Here is a 21,175-nt window from a genome sequence, read left to right as displayed (position 1 = left end):
AAATGGACTATAAACGCTTTGACTTGAGAATAGTAGATGAACATCCGTTTTTTAAGAGAGCTGCGGGTTGGTGCAACGCAGTAAAACGAATCATTGAACTCGCTCAAAGAGCGGTAAGACTGAATGAATAGTAAGTCTTTACGTGTGACCTCCGTTAACGGGTTTTAAGATGGATTCAGCTATGGTTGAATCAATTAGAGTGGTAACGCGGTTGCAAGGTCAGTCGTCTCTTCAAGGAGATGACTGGCCTTTTTATATGCTTTTATCTTATATTTGTCTGAAGATTCAAATTTAAAGGAGCTAAAGAAAATGGAAAAGGAACATGTGCAGTTAAAACGAACAATGACGTCAAGGCATATTATGATGCTCGCACTTGGCGGTGCAATTGGTGCTGGTCTGTTTAAAGGAAGCAGCTCTGCTATTGATATCGCAGGTCCTGCTGTCATTTTGGCATATATGATTGGTGGACTTATTTTATTATTTATTATGCAAGGACTTGCCGAAATGACGGTTGCACGACCTGGCGCAAGAACGTTTCGTGATTTAATTGAACCTGTGTTAGGTAAGTATCCGGCTTATTTCTTAGACTGGATATACTGGAAAATGTGGGTGCTGAACATTGCAGCAGAAGCGATCGTATCTGCGATCTTTATTCAGTACTGGTTCCCACAGGTGCCGATTTGGATACTTGTGTTAATCATTTCACTTGTTGTGACATTGATCAATGTTTGTTCCGTTAAAATGTTTGCTGAGACGGAGTACTGGTTAGCTTCTATTAAAATTGCTGTCATTATTTTATTTATTATCATTGGGTTAACCATGCTTTTTGTCTCATTTGGTCAGCATGCAGCACCGGGATTATCCAACTTAACCGGCCACGGAGGATTTTTCCCGAATGGAACGGGCGGCTTAATTGCGGCTATGCTTGTTGTGGTGTATTCATATGGCGGAACGGAAATGATTGGGGTCACATTAGCAGAAACAAAAAACCCTGAAAAAGTCATTCCAAAGGCTATTCAAAGTACATTTGTACGAATCATCGGTTTCTATGTACTGCCGTTCTTCATCATCGTCAGCTTGATTCCTTGGAATCAAGTAAACAATGAGCAAGTGAGTCCATTCGTCACCGTGTTTGCAACAATTGGCGTGCCATACGCAAGTGATATCATGAACGGTATCATTTTACTAGCGATCTTGTCTTCTATGAACTCTGGACTGTACGCATCCTCAAGGGTACTTTATACGCAAGCGATGGATGGACGTGTATGGAAGGGCTTCTCAAAGCTATCAAAACAGCAGGTGCCTGTTAGAGCAATCCTAGTGTGTACATCTACATTGTATGCCGCTGTATTGATTTCTCTTTTTGTAGGAAGTCAAACTTTTAATTATTTAATGGGATCTTTAAGCTATACGGTCTTATTCATCTGGTTTATTATTGCTGTCGGGCATTTAAAATCTCGAAGTGTAGCAGAACCAGGAGGATATCGCGTGAAGCTGTATCCTTTTACAACATGGTTTTCTGTGATTGCGATCATTGCCATTTTCATCGGCGTTGTGTCAACAACTCCGATTGTCCAAACAATGGTCACCATGGGCATTTATCTGATGATTACTCTTTCTTTCTTCATTAACAGAAAGCGATTTGAAACAGCTGCTTAATACAAAAAGCGTGCGGGACCTTGAAAGAGGTCTCACACGCTTTTTTAATGCTGTTTGTATTGCTTGAAATGAACAGGGGGTTGAACAGGATGTGGCTTTGACTGAAGTCCGTAACTCTCTCTTACGATGTAAAGTGGTCGATCTTTTGCCTCGTCGTAGATTCGGCCGATGTATTCCCCAATCATTCCCAGCATAAAGAGGATAATGCCGCTAAAGAACAGCTGTATGACAATTAATGAACTCCATCCTGTAATGGTGCTGTTTGTAAAAAGCTTTAAGTAAAGTACAAGAAACATTGAAATGAATCCGATAGCGGAAAGGGCAATTCCTGCTATACTTGCTAGCTTCAAAGGTTTATAGGAAAAGGAAGTGATTCCATCCATCGAGAGCTTAAGCATCTTTTTGAGCGGATATTTTGTTTCTCCTGCTAGACGTTCATCTCGAACGTACTCTACTGCAATTTGTTTGAAACCTACCCAGCTGACTAGACCGCGAACAAATGGATTTTTTTCTCGTATTTTTCTCATTTCATGGCACACTCTACGATCCATTAACCTGAAGTCGCCGGTGTCGATTGGGATATCTACTTCGGTGATTTGACGTAAAGCGCGATAGAAAAGGGAAGCTGTTTGCTTTTTGAAAAAAGTTTCACCTTTTCGTTTGGTGCGCACGGCGTATACGACTTCATAGCCTTCTTTCCATTTTGCGATCATCTCTAATATCAATTCAGGCGGATCTTGTAGGTCTGCATCTATCACGATGACAGCTTCACCCTTTGCATAATCCATCCCAGCTGTAATTGCAATTTGGTGTCCGAAGTTACGTGAGAAATCAATGAGTCTTACATTCGGATCGTTTTGGGAATACACTTTAATTAGTTCAGCTGTTCGATCCATACTACCGTCATTAACGAAGAGAAGCTCGTATGCTTCTCCCACCGAATCCATGACTGTTTTCAGTCGCTGATAGGATTCATGGATCACAAGCTCTTCATTATAGACTGGGACTACAATAGAATATCGTATGTTCTTTTCCATCAGTCATCGTTCCTCCCTTTTAATAGATGAATTAATCAACGGATAGTTCATAAAGAGTGCCGCTCTCCATTCCGCCCATTGGTCCATTTGACTGATCATTTTGTTCTGGTTGTTGTCTGTCTGTTTGCTGGTTTGTTTTGGATGTAGAGCTGTTCTGCCATTTAGAAGCAGATACTTCTTTTCCATTTTTTTGAATCCAAGTTAGAATGTCAGAGCTGCCGCCTCTCATACCAGAAAGATAGAAGTATTTGATTTTGCCGTCTTTGACGAGCTGTTTGAATTCACTAAGTGTGAGAATGTTATCAGATCCACTAAATCCACCTAATGCCATAACAGCTTTTCCTGTTTTAATAATGTAAGGTGAAGCAGTGGTTGCATCTGTTGTTCCGAATAGGAACTCTTCTCCCGTATTGTTTTTCTCAAGATAGCTGATCAACTTTTCATTGACTTGTGAACTCATGCTGCCACTTGAAGTGGCAAGCTGAGGCCCAGCCTCTGGAAGCATACTGTTTCCTCCATAAAGAAGAGGTGTGCTTGCCCAGTATAGTGGTGCAATCAGCATGCAAAGGATGGCGATGAGAGACACGAATTGTTTTCGTTTTTCTTTTCCTTTTATCAAAAGCAGAGAAAGGATTGTTCCAACACCAATGATACCGACTGCAATGCTTAGTCCAAGACCGATCGTGCTTGTAAAAGTGGATAGGATAAAGATTTCAAATGCTGTTGTAACGAATATCGCAAATGGAAGCAGCCATTTTTTAAACCCAGTTCCTGTTTGAAGCAATTGTGTCATCGAAACCCATCCGGCTCCTGCTAATACAGCAATTGGTGGTGCCAGCATGATCAAATAATAATGATGGAAAAATCCTGCTACACTGAAAAATGCAGCAACAGGTATAAGCCAAGCTAACCAAAATAGAGTTTCTTTTTGTTTTGTATTGAGACGTCTTCTTTCAAAGGCAGTCGAGAAGAAGATACCAATCGCACCGAAGATTGCAAATGGAAGCAGCCAGCTGATTTGATCGGATAGTTCAGATTGGAACAGACGTAGAGGTCCCTTGGTTCCTGTACCAAACATGCCGGAGCCATTTCCCATTTTTCCGCCCACGCCATTTGGCGGTCCATCACCATTACCGCCTAAAGTCATATCAGGTGGTGTTGTGCCGTTTGCACTGCTTGGTGGTCCTTGCATTGAAGGCTGTTCCTGACTGGATGATTGGTTTGAATTGTCTGAGTTGTTTTGATTTTCATTAGATGGCGGCTGAGGCATGGTGGATGAATCATTGTCATTTTGCTGATCACCCTGCTGTGGAGGTGGCTGTCCCTCACCCTGATTTGTGCCGCCTCCCCCGCCAGACTGTTGACCAGTCAACCGCTGAAGACCGTTGTAACCAAAGGCTAATTCTAGAGCTGAGTTCGATTGACTTGATCCCATATAAGGGCGATTGTCTTTATAAGTGAGATCAACCGCTATAGACCAAGAAGCAGATACACCTAAAAGAACAATCATTGAAATCATCAGTGATAACAACTTTTTCTTCCATGTCGTTCGGTAGGCAATGATGTAAAAAAGAATGAGTGCTGGTACGATCATATAGGCTTGTAGCATTTTTGTATTAAAGCCGACGCCAATCATCGCAAATGAAACAATCGCCCAAAGAACCTTTTGCTGTTTTACAGCCTTGAACATCATTCCTGTTGCTAGTAAAAGTATAAAGACAAGTAAGCTGTCAATATTATTTGTGCGAGATACAGCAACCGCAATAGGTGTACACGCCATGATAAGTGCCGCTAATCTTGCCGCTGCTTGACCAAAAGTTGGTTTGACAAGACGATAGATCAGATAAACAGATCCAATGCCTGCTAAAGCTTGAGGCAAGATGACGCTCCATCCATGGAGACCAAAAATTTTGGCACTCATCGTTTGCAGCCAGAAGGTGAGCGGGGGTTTATCCACCGTGACATATCCTGCTGGATCAAATGAAGCAAAGAAGAAATTATGCCAGCTTTGCATCATACTTGTGACAGCCGCAGTATAATACGCATTCACCGTATCATCTTCCCAAATGTTATAAATGTTTAAGATGGCAGATAAGATCAATATGAAAAATAAATAAATATCAAATTTCTGAAAACGTCTGATCAAAAGCATGTCACTCCTTTTTCTTCACTTGAAAAAAGTGTAACAAGCAAATATGAATAAAATGTTAATAAAAAAAGGCCATTTTTTTATTTTTTAGAAATAAAAACAGCTCTTAATGAAAAGAGCTGTTCAAGTTGTAGAAAGTTCTATGGATACTGAATTTATCAGATAAAATAGTGATTCCAATGAGAGTAAAGTATGTGAGTAGCTATAGAGTAGGTGAGCTCTCATTGAATGGAGCATTGGGAAGTTGAATGATGGCTGTTGTACCAAACCCAGGCTCAGATTGAATGTTGAATGTCCCATGGTGTTTTTTGATGATTTGATAGACAATGGCTAATCCAAGGCCAGAGCCGCCATCTTTTCTTGTTCGTGCTTTATTTACACGATAAAATCGCTCAGAAACATGTGGAAGATCTTCTTTTGGAATACCATTGCCTTCGTCAGTCACTCTAAATTCAGCAACACTTTGGTGAACTTGTAATTCAATTGATATTGATTTCCCAGATGGCGTGTAATGAATGGCATTGTCCAGTAAATTACGTATCACTTGTTGGAGACGGTCGCTATCACCATAAACAATACAATCCTCTTCAAGCGTTCGTTTGAAAGTAATGCTTTTCTTATCAGCGACGAATGCCATTTGATCAAGAACATCGTGGATCAGCTGTGCAAAGACAATTGGCTCCATCGTTAGTGGATAAGAGTCTCCTTCTAACTGTGCAAGATCTAAAAGATCGTGCACAAGACGGCTTAAACGTGTGGCCTCATCTTGGATGATTTGCATCCCTTTCTTTTGATCAATGATCCCTTCTTCAATTCCTTCTGCATAGCCTTTCATATAACTTAAAGGCGTTCTAAGTTCGTGAGAGACATTCGCAAGAAATTCTCTGCGGTGCTGTTCAACTTTTTCGAGAGTTGAAGACAGTTTATTAAAGGAGCGGCTAAGCTGGTTTAACTCATCTCCTTTTTTGGTTACGGCCATTCGTTTTGAAAAATCACCAGATTCCATTTCTATTGCAATTTCTTTCATTTTATTAATGGTCTGCACAATTTTATTGGAGCTCTTATATCCGATCAAGAATATCAGGAGCATAATCAATAAGATGGATATACCAAGCGTCAATCTAATTTGAACAAAGGGTTCATATACATCTGATAAGGGCATGGAGAGGAAAATAGTCCCCGATAGATCATCATTGCTTGAGAAAACAGGAATGGCGATGCCAAGAATATCTTGGTGAAACTTTGGGTGTTCTCTAATTAACACGACGGTTTCACCTTGAAGGAGCTTTTGGCGTTCCTTGAACGTAATGAGATTGTCATTTGTGTCCGTATCAAAAGGAAGTCCACTTGAAAGTTCCATTGGATCATCTGTAAAAATAACGTTCGCCTGACTTGAGTCATTTGCCCATTTCATTCTGTCGGTAAAATACTTGTCTTTCCCGTGTGTGTGATAGATTTCTGCCAGCTTCTTACCTTGCAAACTTAAGGAATCGATCTGTTTATCAATATATAAATGCTGGTATAAGTAAAAGGTAAGGGCAAGCGCTGAGGCTGCAACGATTCCGATTACTGCAAGGATTAAGAAGAGTACTTTCTTTTTAATCGATAATGGCTTCATTCTTCCTCCTCAAACTTATAGCCGACACCCCAAACGGTTTTAATATATCGTTCTGCTTCCTTTAATTTCAGTCGCAGCGTTTTGATATGTGTATCGACTGTTCTTAAAGAGCCGCTCGTTGAATGTGATTCCCACAATTTTTGATAAAGGTGTTCTCTTGAAAACACTTGTCCTTGGTTGAGCAAAAGAAACATGAGTAAATCAAATTCTCTTCTTGTTAAATTAACGGGCTGTTGATGGAGGTAAACTTGTCTGCCATCTTGATCAATCTCCATGTCACCAATCTGTATTCGGCTGCGCTTTAGCGAAAGACCTCTAATTCGTCTCAGGGTTGTTTCAATTCTTGCTGCAAGCTCACGCAGACTGAAAGGTTTCATGATGTAGTCATCTGCTCCAATTTCAAGTCCTCTAATTCGGTCCTCCTCATAACTCCTTGCTGTTAAAAATAAAATTGGAATTTGAGATGTTTGTCGAATACGCTGACAGACTTCAAATCCATCCATGTCAGGCATCATGATATCTAATACAACAAGGTCAATAGATTCCTTTTCAAGCTGATGCAAGGCATCTTTTCCATTATTCGCAGTTGTAATGTGAAAGCCATGTCTCTTTAAAAAAGACCCGATTAACTCAAGCATATCAAGCTCATCATCTACGATTAAAATACGCATTTGTTCCTTCATTTCTTTTCCTCCAACACGATAGCATAAGGTCCTGATGGGACATTTAGTTGATTTTTCATAATAAGTGAGTGTTTATCGATGATGGATACTGAGTTGTCATCCAAGTTACTCACATAAATTGATGTCGTATCAGCGGTGATATAATTCGGATTTTGACCAGTTTCAACAGAAGCAAGCTGCTTATTTGTTTTGGTATCTACTTTGTATAGCGTATGATCTCCATGACATAGTACATATAAAGTAGAAGAATTTTTCTCTGGAAAAAATGCAACAGGCATAACGCCTAGCTTTATTTCTCGCTGTTTTTTGCCTGTTTTAGGGTCATAAGCAAGAATACTTTTATTTAAGGTACCTTGTTTACCATGGCCGCCGATCCAAATGGACTGTCCATCAAAATGAATCCCAGAAGGCCGTTCAAGTACAGAAAACGTACGTATATTTTTTTCCTTTTTAATATCTATAACTGAGACAGTATGACTTTCTGCATTTAAAACAAATAAAACACCTGATGAAGAAAGTGTCATAGAAGAAGGTAATTTTCCGGTTTTCACAGTTGATTTTATTTTTTTACTCTTCGTATCAATAAAATAAACGACATTTTTCTGCGAATTTGCAGCAATTAATGTATGAGAAGCTGCATCATATGTAAGGGAAGTCAGCCCTTTATCCACATTCATATAATCTGTTGCTGTCCCATTTTTTAGATTGATTTCAATAAGGGATTCTCCCTCTTTACTTGTAGCGATGATGACGTCTTTATTAATTTGAATAAGATCAGTAAGTGGGTGTTTTAAATCCACAGAAGAGAGCATTTTATTTTTTTGTATATCAACTATTGAAAAGGAGGCTTTTTTTAATTGAGAGATGACAGCGATCGATTGAGAGCTGCCTGGCGGTGTAAATTGCTGTTCTTTTCCACAGCCTGTCAAGAATAAAAGTAGAGCTGATAAACAGATTAAAACATATTTCATACGTTCCATTCTTCCGCTCCTTTGCGTTCTCTATTTTCAAAATCATACCACAAAAATTGTGAAAAAAAATTGAAGTTATCTATGCTGAAAAGAATGAAAAAGAGTTTTTAGGTGAGTGAGGGGAGACAATTTGCACCTGAAGTTCCTTTTTTGTCTGTCCATATGCCATTTTTCCTTCTTTAAAAGATGATTTTCAGGATTTGATAGATGCACTTGCTATAGCTTACAGTGATACAAATGATGAAAAACTCCCTCGCTCTAAATAGACATAGAGCAAGGGAGCCATTAGGCGGAATGTTCAGATGATGGGGAGGTTGATTTTGTTTTTACACGTTGAGATAAAAAGAAACCAAGAATGCCTGCGCCCATTAATACAATAAATAAAGATTGAAAACCACTCATGATCCCAATCAATGTAGACGAAATGATACTGCCAAAATATCGAAAGGTAGAGAAAATACCAGATGCTGAACCGGATAAGCTTTGATCAACAGACGTTAAAGAAGCCATCTGCATACTAGTCATTCCAATCCCTGATGAAATTCCACCTGCGATAAGTGTCACGATAAGCAGTGGTAAGGTAGGGTACTGACTGAGTGTGATTAACATGATCCCTGATAAAGTGAGACAGATAAATGAAAAGCCAATCATTTTTTTGGCGCCTTTTTTCGGATGGAGTCTTGCCCCTAGCAAGCCACTAATAGACATGCAAAGAGAAAATACCGATAGAATGATACCGCTTTGTGTATGAGACAGTGAAAGTTGTTGCTCCATAAACAGCGGCATAATTAGAAGGATGGCATACATGACAAAATTACTTAGCATGATCGACAGGTTTGCATTTGTAAATGAACTGTTTTTAAAAAGCGATAAATCGATGATCGGATTCTTTACTTTCCGTACATGTATAAAGAATAATGGAATGACGATCAACGCTAGAATTCCATAGATCAAGTATTCATTTAGCAAATGGCTTTTTGTGCATAGAATGAGTGTGGCAATCCCGATGGTTAAGTACAATGAACCAATGATGTCCACATTTGCTTGTAAGCGTGTATGGTTTATTTTTGGAATGAGTAATACGCCGGTCACAAGTGTAAGGAACAAGAATGGGATATTTACAAAGAATATAGAGTGCCAATCAAAACTCTGAATAAGAATCGAACCAATAAAAGGTCCAAGTGCGGCACCAATACCGGCTCCAAACCCAAAGTATCCCATTGTTTTAGACAGTTTTTCGGGGGATACTGTTGCACGAATCAATGCAATGCTATTCGGTGTTAAAATAGCACCACCAGCTGCTTGAATGGAACGAAAAGTGATAAGAAAAGCTAGATTAGGTGCTAAAGCACATCCAATCGAGCCAATTAAAAAGAGCATGACCCCAATTAAATACATTCGCCGGTGTCCATATATATCTCCTAACTTACCAGCGATAGGCTGAGTGACTGCCATGACAATAAGATAAATTGTGACAACCCAAGTGATGTTTGAAAGGGATTGATTATAATAAGTTGAAATGGATGATAGAGCGACAGCGATCATCGTTGAGTTGACTGGAACTAGTATAGCTCCAAGCAACAAAGAATAGATGACCAAACTCTCTTTTTTTAACCTCAATGTGTATACCACCTTTTGTAAAAAAGAAGAATTTCACCCTTTAAGCGGGAGAAATTCCTCTCATGAAAATGTGTGTGCATATCTCAATAAAATCTTCTTTTTGTGTGAGCACGAGTTGTAGATCTTGCTCTAGCTGCTGAATGAAAAATCCAAAATACGTACTAATGAAGATGTCTGCATAAATGTCTTCTTTTCCTTTTAATACAAGATGCTCGGCACCCATCTTTTTGAAATATTGTATCAGCATTTCTCTTAGTTCTTGAGGATATATCTTTTCATGACTGGTTAAGTCCTTAAACATAGCTGGTTCTCGCATGCTGATATAAATAAATTCTTTTTTTGAAGTCAAATCTTCAAGGAAATAGGTGCCGAGAAACTTTAAATCGGTGTATAAATCGCCTTTAAATTCTGCTTCTAGGGTTTTTGTCGGTGTTGATTTCATTTTCATAATGGCAGCAATGACGCCGCGTTTGTTTTTAAAGTTGCGAAAAATAGTTGCTTCACTCACATTCGCTTTTGTTGCTATTTCTTTGGTTGTTGTTTTTTGATAGCCCTTTTCAGTTAATAAATCCATTGTTGCGCGAATGATTCGTTGATTTGTAGATTTTAACAAGCATACTCACCTCAGGTTATGAATGTGTTTGCAACAAAGTAAGTATACCGATAAAACCTATGAGCGCCAATATCATCCAAATGATAAGTTTATGAACGCGAATGCTGCTTTAATATCTGAATACGCCCATTGCTGCCATCTACGGTCACAAGGTCACCGGATTGAAGTGTTTCAGTTGCTATTCTAGTACCTAAGACAGCTGGCATCATATACTCTCTTGCAATAATAGCTGAATGAGATAAAATGCCTCCAGCATCGGTGATGACTGCTTTCGCATCTCTAAATAAGCTCGTCCATAAAGGTGTAGTCGTTTTACAAACTAATATATCATCCTTTTGAAATTGTGAGAATTCATCAGCACATGTAATGACTTTTACTCTTCCAGAAACAATACCGCTGGATGCGCCAATTCCATGGATCACATCGTGTGTGTTGTTATCATTTTCTCTTAATGAACCAAGCATTCTTTCCACTTGCTGCAATTCAGCTTCAGTTGGAGTGCCAGTGTAAGCTGGTGGTTGAATGGCTTCATTTTCTTTCATTTCCATTTTTCTTTGCTGGATAACCGAATCGAATGAGATAGACGTTGTGAGCGCTTTTTGTACCTCTTCATCGTAGAGATACCAAAGATCTTCTTGATGAGGAATGGCTCCTTTTTTTGCGAGAAGCTCACCAATTTTTAATAGATATACCCGGGCTTTTGCATCTAACATTGCATCAATGTAGAAGTGGTGGTCATCTCGGATATTCGCTGCTTGAAGGGCAAATTGATACAGCGTCTCAAATTTTGTTTTAAACGACTCATCCTTCACTTGACTCATAAAATGTTTATACGTCTCTTGTCTTTTGATCACTGCTTTTGCAAATTCTTCATCAAAATCACATTGGGACTGGATGTTATTTCTGATGATATCTAATATAAACTCCGGGTTTTCTACCCAAGTCTCATCCGTAAGGTCATGACTTTTAACAGATCGCCAGCCGTAAACTTGGAGAAAATCCTCCAATTTCGAAATGAAATGTTTCCCTTTTTCGGATTGATTGAGTGCATATAACAGGTCCGGGTTCTTTTCATGATGAATAAATGCCTGATGAAGTTCTGGATCTTGAAGGACATCCTTTGCTATATCAGATAGCAGCTTGTCTGTTTCAAGAGATTTGTTCATCACGCCTATCATCATTTCGTGCAGCAAGACGACTTGTGTTTGATCACCGGTATATGTTACAAGCATGTCTTCAATGATAGATGATAGTATGACTTGCGGTGTGACGATATCAAAATGATCATCATATGCTTGAATGTAAAAATCCTTTAATTCTTCAAAGCCGATGATGGCTTTTTCAATGGTCATAGGTTCATTCATTTGGCGATCGAGTTTTTCGTAAAATGGGAAGAAATTTTTCTCTAGAATCTCATACATCCGTTCACTTAAATGCGGAAATAGCTCAAATATACGTTCATCAAAAACGGGTGCAGCTCCCTCTTGCGCTTCTGGGAGTGCCGGTGCTGAGTATAAGTGGCCTCTGTAAAGCTTAATATCTTTGATGTTCATATCAGGTACTTGATACTTTTCTCCATTTTTCTTCATCCCGCTTTTTAAGGCTGGTATGATCAGGCTTGAGAAAAGAGGGCTCGTTGGGCCAGGCATATGATCATCCATTGAAATCCAGAAATCCTGCAGCTCATCTGGCTTCATTTGAAAAGAAGCACCCGCTGTTTCATTTACTGCTTTTGGGAGAGCTGTAGTAATCGGCCTCGCTTGAAGTAAATAAAACGACCCATCTGCAATTCCAAATTCGATATCGACTCCATGTCCGTAAAGTTCTTCTACTTGTTTTGTGATTTGTGCGATTTCTATCAATTGATCATCGTTTAAGCAAAACTGGCCAGCCATTTCCTCCGCTACTGGTTCCTCGATGACACCCTCTTGGAAAGGAACAATTTGTAGCTCTTTCGCCCCAAGTGTTTTTTCAATCGAAAAGTTCTCTTTATCTACAATAAACGTGTCTGGTGTCACAAGACCGGAGACAATTGCTTCTCCCAATCCGTAGCTTGCGGTCAGCATCATTTCATTTGGTTTCCCCGATATGGGGTTCTCACTAAAGATGACACCGGAGACGTCAGAATGGATCAATCCTTGAACGACAACGGCCATAAGCGGCATCTCTTCCTCGTTTTCATTCATCTCTTCCTTATATTCTGTGACTCTCGCTGCAAAATAAGAAGACCAGCATTCTTTGACCGCCTGTAAAAATTCTTCATTTGTTTTGATATTTAAATAGGTCTCGTACTGTCCTGCAAACGAGGCGCCTTCGAGATCTTCAGCAACAGAAGAGGATCGTACTGCAACTGAGGGATAAGTCTTCCGCAAGGATTGAAAGGACGAGATCAGCTCTGCTTCCATTTGTGAAGGAAACGATGCTTCTTTGATTTTTTGAGAAAGGTTTTGTTCTGCTGGCTGCAGATTGTGATATGAAAGAAAGCTTTCAAAGCTGTTGGTTTTAATAATAAATCCATCTGGGACTGGCAGGCCGTGATTGTTTAATTTAATTAAATTCAGGCCTTTTGCCCCTGCGAGTGATGCGGATTCTTCAGCCGCATGAAATAAAACTGAATACATGGGAATGCCCCCTTATCCAAATAGCCAATGATTTGTATGTCTCTCTATTTTTTAAAATGATAGTGCGCACTATCATTTTAATCATAGAATTGATTGGATGTTATTGTCAAAGACGGAAAGACCTATCTTTACAAAGGGGACAATCTCACTAATTTTCTGCTATTTCTAAAAGAAAAGTCTCCGAACATGAAGAAAAAAGGCAAAATTGAAAACTGTGAATTGTTCAATATGCCAATCTTTACTATAATCAAGGAAGTAGACCATGAAGAGGGAGGGTTTTTGTGATTACAAAAGCCATATTTGCACTAGTTTTTCCTTTCCTGCTCGTTATTTTATTTTCAAAGGTTACTTATAATCATTACGTAGGCATTGCGTTAACAGCAGCGCTTTTATTTGCTTCGTATATGAAAGGCTATACAGAAACCTACTTTATTGTGGGATTAGATATTATTTCTTTAGTAGCTGGGGCTTTGTTTATGGCTAAAAAAGAAATCGAAAAGAGAGAAAAAGCTGAAAAACATCAATGATGTTATCTTAATGCTGAAAGCTGACATGTTTTAAACAAGAGCTGTGCTTACGATTTCTAGTAAGCACAGCTTTCTTTTTCTGCTCATCGAATATCTCACTCCAAAATGTTCCATACTGAAAGGAAGGTTTTCTTAAGAGGGTTATTTGCCAAGGGAGAGAGGGTATGACTGTATTGGAAATAAAAATCAAGCGAGAGCCGAACTTTAGTTCGTATTTTTGTGTTCTTTTATGATAATATATTCATTAGATAGATTTCGTAACGAAACGGAGGCTTTGATGTGAGTGACCGCTTTGAATTAGTTTCTAACTATCAGCCCCAAGGAGATCAGCCAAAGGCGATTGAAAAGCTTGTTGAGGGGATCCATCAGGGGAAACAGCATCAAACGCTGTTAGGTGCTACAGGTACGGGAAAGACCTTTACTGTCTCCAACCTGATCAAAGAAGTGAACAAACCGACGCTTGTCATTGCGCATAATAAGACACTTGCCGGTCAGTTATACAGTGAATTCAAGGAATTTTTCCCGAATAATGCTGTTGAATATTTTGTGAGTTACTATGATTATTATCAGCCAGAGGCATATGTACCTCAGACCGATACATTTATTGAGAAAGATGCCAGCATCAATGATGAGATTGATAAGCTGAGACACTCGGCTACGTCCTCGTTATTTGAGAGAAGGGATGTCATCATCATTGCCAGTGTGTCCTGTATTTATGGCTTAGGTTCGCCAGAGGAATACAGAGAGCTTGTGCTGTCTTTGCGCACTGAAATGGAGATTGAACGCAATCAGCTCCTTCGTAAGCTGGTGGATATTCAGTATTCTCGTAATGATATAGATTTTCAGCGCGGAACCTTCCGAGTCAGAGGAGACGTCGTTGAGATTTTTCCTGCTTCACGAGATGAGCATTGTATCAGAGTGGAGTTTTTCGGTGATGAAATTGAACGTATTCGTGAAGTGGATGCGCTGACCGGAGAAATACTTGGTGATCGTGACCACGTGGCCATTTTCCCAGCATCTCACTTCGTCACAAGAGAAGAAAAAATGGAAAAAGCCATTATCAATATTGAACAAGAGCTAGAAGAACAGCTCGAAAAGCTTCTCGAAAATGGAAAATTGCTTGAAGCGCAGCGCCTTGAGCAGCGGACAAGATATGACCTTGAGATGATGAGAGAGATGGGTTTTTGTTCAGGAATCGAGAATTATTCAAGACATCTGACCTTGCGTCCTCCTGGTTCAACACCTTACACACTGCTTGATTATTTCCCAGATGACTTTATGATTGTTGTCGATGAATCGCATGTGACGATTCCGCAAATCCGTGCCATGTACAACGGGGACCAAGCGAGAAAGCAAGTGTTGGTTGATCACGGATTCCGCCTGCCATCAGCACTTGATAACAGACCGCTCACCTTTGATGAGTTTGAAAAGCATATCAATCATATCGTTCATGTATCAGCAACGCCTGGTCCATACGAGCTTGAGAAAACGCCTGAGGTTGTGGAACAAATTATCCGTCCAACAGGATTACTTGATCCAATTATTGAAGTCCGTCCGATTGAAGGACAAATTGATGACTTAATTGGAGAAATTCATTCACGAGTTGAGAAAAATGAGCGTGTGCTTGTGACCACACTGACGAAGAAAATGTCTGAGGATCTTACTGATTACTTAAAAGAAATCGGAATCAAGGTAAATTACCTGCATTCAGAAATTAAGACCCTTGAGCGGATTGAGATTATCCGTGATTTGCGTCTCGGTAAATATGATGTGCTTGTTGGAATCAACCTTCTTCGTGAAGGACTGGATATTCCAGAGGTGTCGCTCGTGGCCATTTTAGATGCGGATAAAGAAGGCTTTTTGCGCTCTGAAAGATCCCTCATCCAGACGATTGGCCGTGCAGCGAGAAATGCAGAAGGTCGGGTCATTATGTATGCAGACAATATGACGAAATCGATGGACATTGCGATTCAAGAAACGAAGCGAAGACGAGAACAGCAAGAAGCATATAACGAGAAATTTGGGATTACCCCACAAACGATCCATAAGAAAATTCGAGATGTTATTAAGGCAACAAAGATACATGAGGATTCGGAAGAATACGAAACAAAAGCAGCACCAAAGCTTTCGAAAATGAGCAAAAAAGAAAGAGAAAAAGTGATCGAAAAAGTCGAGATGGAAATGAAAGATGCAGCAAAAGCGCTTGATTTTGAAAAAGCAGCAGAATTAAGAGATCTATTGCTAGAGCTAAAAGCGGAAGGATGATTGCCTGATGGCTATGGAACGAATAGAGGTGAAAGGTGCTAGAGCCCACAACCTTAAAAATATTGATGTGAATATCCCGCGTGACCAGCTAGTGGTCATTACGGGGTTATCTGGTTCAGGAAAATCGTCGCTTGCCTTTGATACCATTTATGCAGAAGGTCAGCGCAGGTACGTTGAATCTCTTTCAGCGTATGCACGCCAATTTCTTGGGCAAATGGATAAACCGGATGTAGATGCCATTGAAGGTCTTTCTCCGGCGATTAGTATTGATCAGAAAACGACGAGCCGAAACCCTAGATCAACAGTTGGTACTGTCACTGAAATTTATGATTATTTGCGTCTCTTGTATGCTCGAGTCGGAAAACCGATTTGTCCTATACATGGGATTGAAATTACGTCACAAACGATTGAGCAGATGACAGATCGTATTTTAGAGTATCCTGAAAGAACGAAATTACAAGTGCTTGCCCCAGTTGTTTCCGGCCGCAAAGGAACACATGTGAAAGTACTTGATCAAATTCGGAAGCAGGGCTATGTGCGAGTGAGAGTCGATGGAGAGATGGAAGACCTTTCAGAAGATATCGAGCTTGAAAAGAACAAGAAGCATTCCATTGAAGTAGTCATTGATCGAATTGTGGTGAAGGAAGGCGTGGCTGCTCGTCTGTCTGACTCACTTGAAACCGCGCTGCGGCTGGGCGAAGGCCGAGTGATGATTGATGTGATTGGACAAGAAGAGCTGTTATTCAGCGAACATCATGCTTGTCCGCATTGCGGGTTCTCTATTGGTGAACTTGAGCCGAGAATGTTTTCATTTAATAGTCCTTTTGGTGCCTGCCCGAGCTGTGATGGGCTCGGTTCCAAACTAGAAGTCGACCCTGAGCTTGTCATTCCTAATAAGGATCTGACTTTACGTCAGCATGCCATTGCACCATGGGAGCCGCAAAGCTCGCAATACTATCCTCAGCTTCTTGAGGCCGTATGTACACATTATGGCATCGACATGGACATTCCAGTGAAAGATATCCCATCGCATTTATTCGATAAAATTTTATATGGAAGCGGATCTGAACGGATTTATTTTAAATACGAAAATGATTTTGGACAGGTACGTGAAAATGAAATTGAGTTTGAAGGTGTTCTTCGTAATATTGAACGACGCTATAAAGAAACCAGCTCTGATTATATTCGTGAGCAAATGGAAAAATATATGGCGAATCAGCCATGTCCGACATGTAAAGGATATCGTCTGAAAAAAGAAACGCTGGCGGTTCTCATCAATGGCAAGCATATCGGAGAAATCACCGATTTGTCTGTCTCTGATGCCCTTGATTTCTATGAAAAAATCGAGTTGTCTGAGAAAGATTTGCAGATTGCCCAGCTCATTTTGCGTGAAATCAAAGAGCGCTTGTCTTTCTTAAATAATGTGGGATTAGATTATCTGAATTTGAGCCGGTCGGCTGGCACACTATCAGGTGGAGAAGCGCAGCGGATTCGCCTGGCGACTCAAATCGGGTCAAGGCTGACAGGTGTTCTTTATATATTAGATGAACCATCCATTGGTCTGCATCAGCGCGATAATGACCGGTTGATTGGGACGTTGAAAAACATGCGCGACATCGGGAACACACTGATTGTCGTCGAGCATGATGAAGATACCATGCTAGCTGCTGATTATTTAATAGATATTGGACCTGGAGCAGGAGTTCATGGAGGAGAAGTGATTTCAGCTGGAACGCCAGAAGAAGTCATGAAGGACCCGAAATCATTAACAGGACAATATTTATCTGGTGAGAAATTTATTCCGCTGCCAATTGAGAGAAGAAAGCCTGACGGCCGCTATATTGAGATAAAAGGTGCAAAAGAAAACAACCTGAAAAACGTGAATGCGAAGTTTCCTCTTGGCGTCTTTACAGCTGTGACCGGAGTATCCGGCTCAGGGAAAAGTACGCTTGTGAATGAAATTCTATTAAAATCACTTTCACAAAAGTTGCACAGAGCGAAGGCGAAGCCAGGGCAGCACAAAGAAATCAAAGGAATGGATCATTTGGATAAGGTCATTGATATTGATCAATCTCCAATTGGCCGTACACCAAGATCGAACCCTGCCACGTATACAGGTGTCTTTGATGATGTGCGGGATGTGTTTGCACAAACCAACGAAGCAAAGGTACGAGGTTATAAAAAAGGCAGATTCAGTTTTAACGTCAAAGGCGGGCGCTGTGAGGCGTGCCGCGGGGATGGCATCATTAAAATTGAAATGCACTTTTTGCCAGATGTGTATGTACCTTGTGAAGTGTGTCACGGGAAACGTTATAACCGTGAAACTCTTGAGGTCACATATAAAGGGAAGAACATTGCTGATGTGCTGGAAATGACGGTGGAGGACGCACTCCAATTTTTCGAGAATATCCCGAAAATTAAGCGGAAGCTTCAAACGATTTATGATGTGGGGCTTGGATACATTACACTTGGACAGCCTGCAACGACATTGTCCGGAGGAGAGGCGCAGCGCGTAAAATTGGCATCTGAGCTTCACCGCCGTTCAAACGGAAGGTCTCTTTACATTTTGGACGAGCCGACAACAGGTCTGCATGTGGATGATATTGCCCGTTTATTAAAAGTGCTTCAGCGTTTGGTTGAGAACGGGGATACAGTGCTGGTCATTGAGCACAACCTTGACATTATCAAGGCTGCTGATTACCTCGTTGATCTCGGACCAGAAGGCGGTGCAGGCGGCGGAACGATCATTGCCTCCGGCACTCCTGAGGACATTGCAAAAGAAGAAGCATCTTACACAGGCCAATACTTGAAGCCTATTTTAGAGCGTGACCGTAAGCGTATGAAACAGCTGGTCAAAGAAACAGAAAGTGTGACTTCTTCATAAAGAAAACCCCTCTTTTTATCGAGGGGTTTTTCTTTTATTGCACATCTTCCTTCGGCATTAAATTACTGAGGTGCGTTAAATCCTTTAAAATATGCGTGCTGCTGCTGTCGAGCAGTACCTTTAAATAACGGATATCACCATACTTTGGATGAGACGGATGAATGGTCTCAAGCTCCTTGATCATATCGCTGTTCATGCTTTTCTGTTTCTGTATAAGGTCTAAAAGCGTTTGAGCCGTGTGGTTTGAATTATGATGATCTGTCAAAATAATTACCCCCTATAATGATAATCACCATCTTTTCAACATATTTTAAAGGGTAATCTGTGAAGAATCTACTCTTAGGTGCAAAAAGAAATAATTTGTGTCTAAGGTCATATGTAAATCGAATGATTTTGAAACTTTTTATACGCAATAAACGTATGAGTTAGAAAGGAATTTTCGTTATGAAGGAGCGAATATATATGAATAGAGATCAGTCGATTATTGCTTCTATTTGTTACTTTAGTGTATTTTTTATGCCGTTTATCGTACCGATCGTGGCGGTTTTTGTAGTAGACCAAAAGGAAACGAAACGGCATGCGATGCGGGCATTATGGTCACATCTTTTGCCGGTCGCAGCATGCATTCTATTGGTTTTTGGGTCTATCCCGTTTTTATTGGCGACACAGGCAGGCGACTCGCTCATTCCAGTCATGACGGTGTTCATCTTGTCTTTTTTAGTAGCCATTGGCTTTTTGATCTCTGTCATTTGGAATATCATTCAAGGTATTAAAGTACTTCAATCCATCAAATCTTAGGAGGGCTTTGTATGAATGAAAAAGAACGAATTTTAAAATTAGTAGAAGACGGGGTATTATCAGCAAAAGAAGCAATTACGCTGTTAGAAAAATTAGAAGAAGGTCAGTCCGTCTCATTAGAAAAGTCTACGGATGATCACACCTTTCATGAAGAAAAAGTTGGAGCAGAGAGTAAAGGAAACGGCACCGAAAATCTTGGGGCAAAGCTGTTTGGCTGGTTAGATACTGCAGTGAAAAAGGTAAAAGACGTGGATCTTGATTTGAACTTTGGACAGTCCGTTGATGTTGAGCATATTTTTCAGTTCAAAGACGCATCGCTCTCTCATTTAGATATTCAATTAGCGAATGGCAGCCTCAACGTGATGCCTTGGGACGATCGAGATATTCGAGCAGAGTGTCATGCGAAAATCTACCGTGCAGAGGATGGAGAGCAGGCAAGACAGCAATTTCTTAATCAATTGGACTGCGGGCTTGAAGGAGATAAATTTTTTATTCGAACCGAAAAGAAGACAATGAAAGTCAATGTTACTTTATACGTACCGCGTATCAAATATGATAAGATCAAGGTCAAGCTGTTTAATGGGCCGATTCGCGGGGAAAAGCTAAAGACAAAAGAACTTGCTGCGAAAACCACAAATGGTGTTGTCTCTTTTGCCTCGTTACAGGCAGAAAAAGTCGGAATTGAAACAGCAAACGGACAAATCAAACTGGCAGATCACGAGTGTGGTATGATTGAAGTAGAAACCATCAATGGGCTCATAGACCTGCGCGGGAAAAGTGAATCAATTGATGCCCAGAGCTTTAACGGAAATATTGCGGTTCAGCTGTCAGATGAAAAGTGCCGTTCCATCTATGCGAAAACGACAACAGGCAGTGTGGACGTTCAGATCCCGCGCGCATGTGCAGTGACCGCTGAGCTGAAAAGCAATCTTGGGTCTATCTCTCACGATTTACTTGATGCAGAGATGATTAAAGAAAAAAATGAAACATTACAAAAAGAGAAAATGATCAAAGCCAATCAACAAGCGGCGCACAGTATATCCATTTTTGCAGAAACAAAAACAGGCTCAATACAAGTAAAGCACCAATCAGACAAGGAGTGATTCTACATGAAGAAACTTTATCGTTCAGCAACAGATAAAAAAATAGCGGGTGTTGTTGGTGGACTTGCGGAATATTTAAGTGTTGATGCATCGCTGCTTCGCATTTTAACCGTCATCATCGGATTTTTGACAGCATTTATGCCGATCTTCCTGATCTACTTCATATGGTATTTTGTTGTTCCGGAAGAAGGCACTAAATAAATGCTTAGATGGATCGTCAGTATTTTAGTAAATGCATTACTTTTAATCGTCATTGCTGGATATTTTGATTCAGGCATTTTGCCTGGGCTCGGGAGCGTGTATATTGAAGGGTTTGGCGCAGCCATTGTGGCAAGTATCATTTTGTCCTTGCTCAATATTTTAGTGAAGCCGTTTTTGATCATTTTAACGCTTCCAGTCACCGTCCTTTCTCTAGGATTGTTCTTATTTGTCATCAATGCCATTACACTCATGATGACATCGAGCTTTATGGGAGATAGCTTTAACATAGATGGATTCGGAACGGCCATTTGGATGGCTGTCATTTTGTCCATTTTCCATCTGTTGATACAAAAAGGAATCGTAGAGCCGTTAGCGAAAAAAAGCTAACGGTTTTTTTGTGCAAATTTGTATCGTTTCTCCGTTCCA

17 protein-coding genes and 1 other annotated feature are annotated in these 21,175 nt (G+C 40.3%); of the genes, 8 read left to right on the top strand and 9 right to left on the bottom strand.

Going from position 1 to position 21,175, the window contains the following annotated elements; genetic code table 11:
- Positions 1-9 precede the first annotated feature (9 nt).
- Positions 10-234, top strand: a binding site (T-box leader).
- A 75-nt stretch (positions 235-309) separates the two neighbouring features.
- Entirely contained in the window at positions 310-1,659 is a 1,350-nt protein-coding gene (locus MHI46_RS16615; RefSeq protein WP_059377561.1) for an amino acid permease, read from the top strand.
- Between the two features lie 44 nt (positions 1,660-1,703).
- Here MHI46_RS16615 and MHI46_RS16610 read toward each other — a convergent pair whose 3' ends face one another.
- From MHI46_RS16610 to MHI46_RS16575, 8 genes are all read right to left on the bottom strand, one after another.
- A complete protein-coding gene (locus MHI46_RS16610) occupies positions 1,704-2,696 on the bottom strand; it encodes a glycosyltransferase family 2 protein (protein WP_260774909.1) in 993 nt (330 codons plus the stop codon).
- 31 nt (positions 2,697-2,727) lie between these two features.
- Entirely contained in the window at positions 2,728-4,842 is a 2,115-nt protein-coding gene (locus MHI46_RS16605; RefSeq protein WP_260774908.1) for a glycosyltransferase family 39 protein, read from the bottom strand.
- Positions 4,843-5,047: 205 nt separating this feature from the next.
- Positions 5,048-6,463, bottom strand: coding sequence for a HAMP domain-containing sensor histidine kinase (locus tag MHI46_RS16600; RefSeq protein ID WP_260774907.1), 1,416 nt, complete (start codon positions 6,461-6,463; stop codon positions 5,048-5,050).
- Positions 6,460-7,146, bottom strand: coding sequence for a response regulator transcription factor (locus MHI46_RS16595; protein WP_039181727.1), 687 nt, complete (start codon positions 7,144-7,146; stop codon positions 6,460-6,462). Before MHI46_RS16595 ends, MHI46_RS16600 begins: the two co-directional genes overlap by 4 nt.
- On the bottom strand, positions 7,143-8,126 hold the full coding sequence (locus MHI46_RS16590; protein ID WP_039181725.1) for a surface antigen: 984 nt from the start codon (positions 8,124-8,126) through the stop codon (positions 7,143-7,145). The genes MHI46_RS16595 and MHI46_RS16590 overlap by 4 nt, the downstream gene beginning before the upstream one ends.
- A gap of 276 nt (positions 8,127-8,402) precedes the next feature.
- The gene (locus MHI46_RS16585; RefSeq protein ID WP_260774906.1) at positions 8,403-9,737 is read right to left on the bottom strand and encodes an MFS transporter; all 1,335 of its coding nucleotides are present in this window, start codon (positions 9,735-9,737) and stop codon (positions 8,403-8,405) included.
- 40 nt (positions 9,738-9,777) lie between these two features.
- Entirely contained in the window at positions 9,778-10,350 is a 573-nt protein-coding gene (locus MHI46_RS16580; protein ID WP_260774905.1) for a TetR/AcrR family transcriptional regulator, read from the bottom strand.
- An 89-nt stretch (positions 10,351-10,439) separates the two neighbouring features.
- Positions 10,440-12,971, bottom strand: coding sequence for a PEP/pyruvate-binding domain-containing protein (locus tag MHI46_RS16575; RefSeq protein WP_260774904.1), 2,532 nt, complete (start codon positions 12,969-12,971; stop codon positions 10,440-10,442).
- Positions 12,972-13,252: 281 nt separating this feature from the next.
- On the opposite strand from MHI46_RS16575, the gene MHI46_RS16570 reads away from it, so the two are divergent.
- From MHI46_RS16570 to uvrA, 3 genes are all read left to right on the top strand, one after another.
- Positions 13,253-13,498, top strand: coding sequence for a CsbA family protein (locus MHI46_RS16570; protein ID WP_025093987.1), 246 nt, complete (start codon positions 13,253-13,255; stop codon positions 13,496-13,498).
- A 279-nt stretch (positions 13,499-13,777) separates the two neighbouring features.
- Positions 13,778-15,763 (top strand): excinuclease ABC subunit UvrB, encoded by a 1,986-nt coding sequence (uvrB, locus tag MHI46_RS16565; RefSeq protein ID WP_342502960.1) that lies wholly within the window; start codon positions 13,778-13,780, stop codon positions 15,761-15,763.
- A 7-nt stretch (positions 15,764-15,770) separates the two neighbouring features.
- Positions 15,771-18,647: an excinuclease ABC subunit UvrA gene (uvrA, locus tag MHI46_RS16560; protein ID WP_064497992.1), complete on the top strand. Its 2,877-nt coding sequence runs from the start codon at positions 15,771-15,773 to the stop codon at positions 18,645-18,647.
- A gap of 34 nt (positions 18,648-18,681) precedes the next feature.
- Here the strand turns inward: uvrA and MHI46_RS16555 are convergent, their stop codons facing one another.
- The gene (locus MHI46_RS16555; protein WP_034281058.1) at positions 18,682-18,912 is read right to left on the bottom strand and encodes a hypothetical protein; all 231 of its coding nucleotides are present in this window, start codon (positions 18,910-18,912) and stop codon (positions 18,682-18,684) included.
- Positions 18,913-19,109: 197 nt separating this feature from the next.
- Here MHI46_RS16555 and MHI46_RS16550 point away from each other — a divergent pair, with 197 nt between their 5' ends.
- Genes MHI46_RS16550 through MHI46_RS16535 form a run of 4 tightly spaced genes read left to right on the top strand, consistent with a single transcriptional unit; the run spans position 19,110 to position 21,136 of the window.
- Positions 19,110-19,445: a membrane protein gene (locus tag MHI46_RS16550; protein ID WP_041088094.1), complete on the top strand. Its 336-nt coding sequence runs from the start codon at positions 19,110-19,112 to the stop codon at positions 19,443-19,445.
- A gap of 11 nt (positions 19,446-19,456) precedes the next feature.
- On the top strand, positions 19,457-20,548 hold the full coding sequence (locus tag MHI46_RS16545) for a DUF4097 domain-containing protein (protein WP_342502959.1): 1,092 nt from the start codon (positions 19,457-19,459) through the stop codon (positions 20,546-20,548).
- 6 nt (positions 20,549-20,554) lie between these two features.
- Positions 20,555-20,749, top strand: coding sequence for a PspC domain-containing protein (locus tag MHI46_RS16540; RefSeq protein WP_024423578.1), 195 nt, complete (start codon positions 20,555-20,557; stop codon positions 20,747-20,749).
- On the top strand, positions 20,750-21,136 hold the full coding sequence (locus tag MHI46_RS16535; protein WP_024423577.1) for a phage holin family protein: 387 nt from the start codon (positions 20,750-20,752) through the stop codon (positions 21,134-21,136).
- Positions 21,137-21,175 lie beyond the last annotated feature (39 nt).

Source organism: Bacillus sp. FSL K6-1000 (assembly GCF_038630785.1).
Lineage (GTDB): Bacteria > Bacillota > Bacilli > Bacillales > Bacillaceae > Bacillus > Bacillus safensis.
The sequence above is the reverse complement of the archived record's forward strand: the minus strand, read 5'-3'. Positions and strand labels throughout refer to the sequence as shown.

Bases quoted from the DNA above. Each gene is read 5' to 3' on its own strand.
- MHI46_RS16615 (WP_059377561.1), top strand. From the start codon at position 310: ATGGAAAAGGAACATGTGCAGTTAAAACGAACAATGACGTCAAGGCAT.
- MHI46_RS16610 (WP_260774909.1), bottom strand. From the start codon at position 2,696: ATGGAAAAGAACATACGATATTCTATTGTAGTCCCAGTCTATAATGAA.
- MHI46_RS16600 (WP_260774907.1), bottom strand. From the start codon at position 6,463: ATGAAGCCATTATCGATTAAAAAGAAAGTACTCTTCTTAATCCTTGCA.
- MHI46_RS16595 (WP_039181727.1), bottom strand. From the start codon at position 7,146: ATGAAGGAACAAATGCGTATTTTAATCGTAGATGATGAGCTTGATATG.
- MHI46_RS16590 (WP_039181725.1), bottom strand. From the start codon at position 8,126: ATGGAACGTATGAAATATGTTTTAATCTGTTTATCAGCTCTACTTTTA.
- MHI46_RS16575 (WP_260774904.1), bottom strand. From the start codon at position 12,971: ATGTATTCAGTTTTATTTCATGCGGCTGAAGAATCCGCATCACTCGCA.
- uvrA (WP_064497992.1), top strand. From the start codon at position 15,771: ATGGCTATGGAACGAATAGAGGTGAAAGGTGCTAGAGCCCACAACCTT.
- MHI46_RS16550 (WP_041088094.1), top strand. From the start codon at position 19,110: ATGAATAGAGATCAGTCGATTATTGCTTCTATTTGTTACTTTAGTGTA.
- MHI46_RS16545 (WP_342502959.1), top strand. From the start codon at position 19,457: ATGAATGAAAAAGAACGAATTTTAAAATTAGTAGAAGACGGGGTATTA.
- MHI46_RS16540 (WP_024423578.1), top strand. From the start codon at position 20,555: ATGAAGAAACTTTATCGTTCAGCAACAGATAAAAAAATAGCGGGTGTT.
- MHI46_RS16535 (WP_024423577.1), top strand. From the start codon at position 20,750: ATGCTTAGATGGATCGTCAGTATTTTAGTAAATGCATTACTTTTAATC.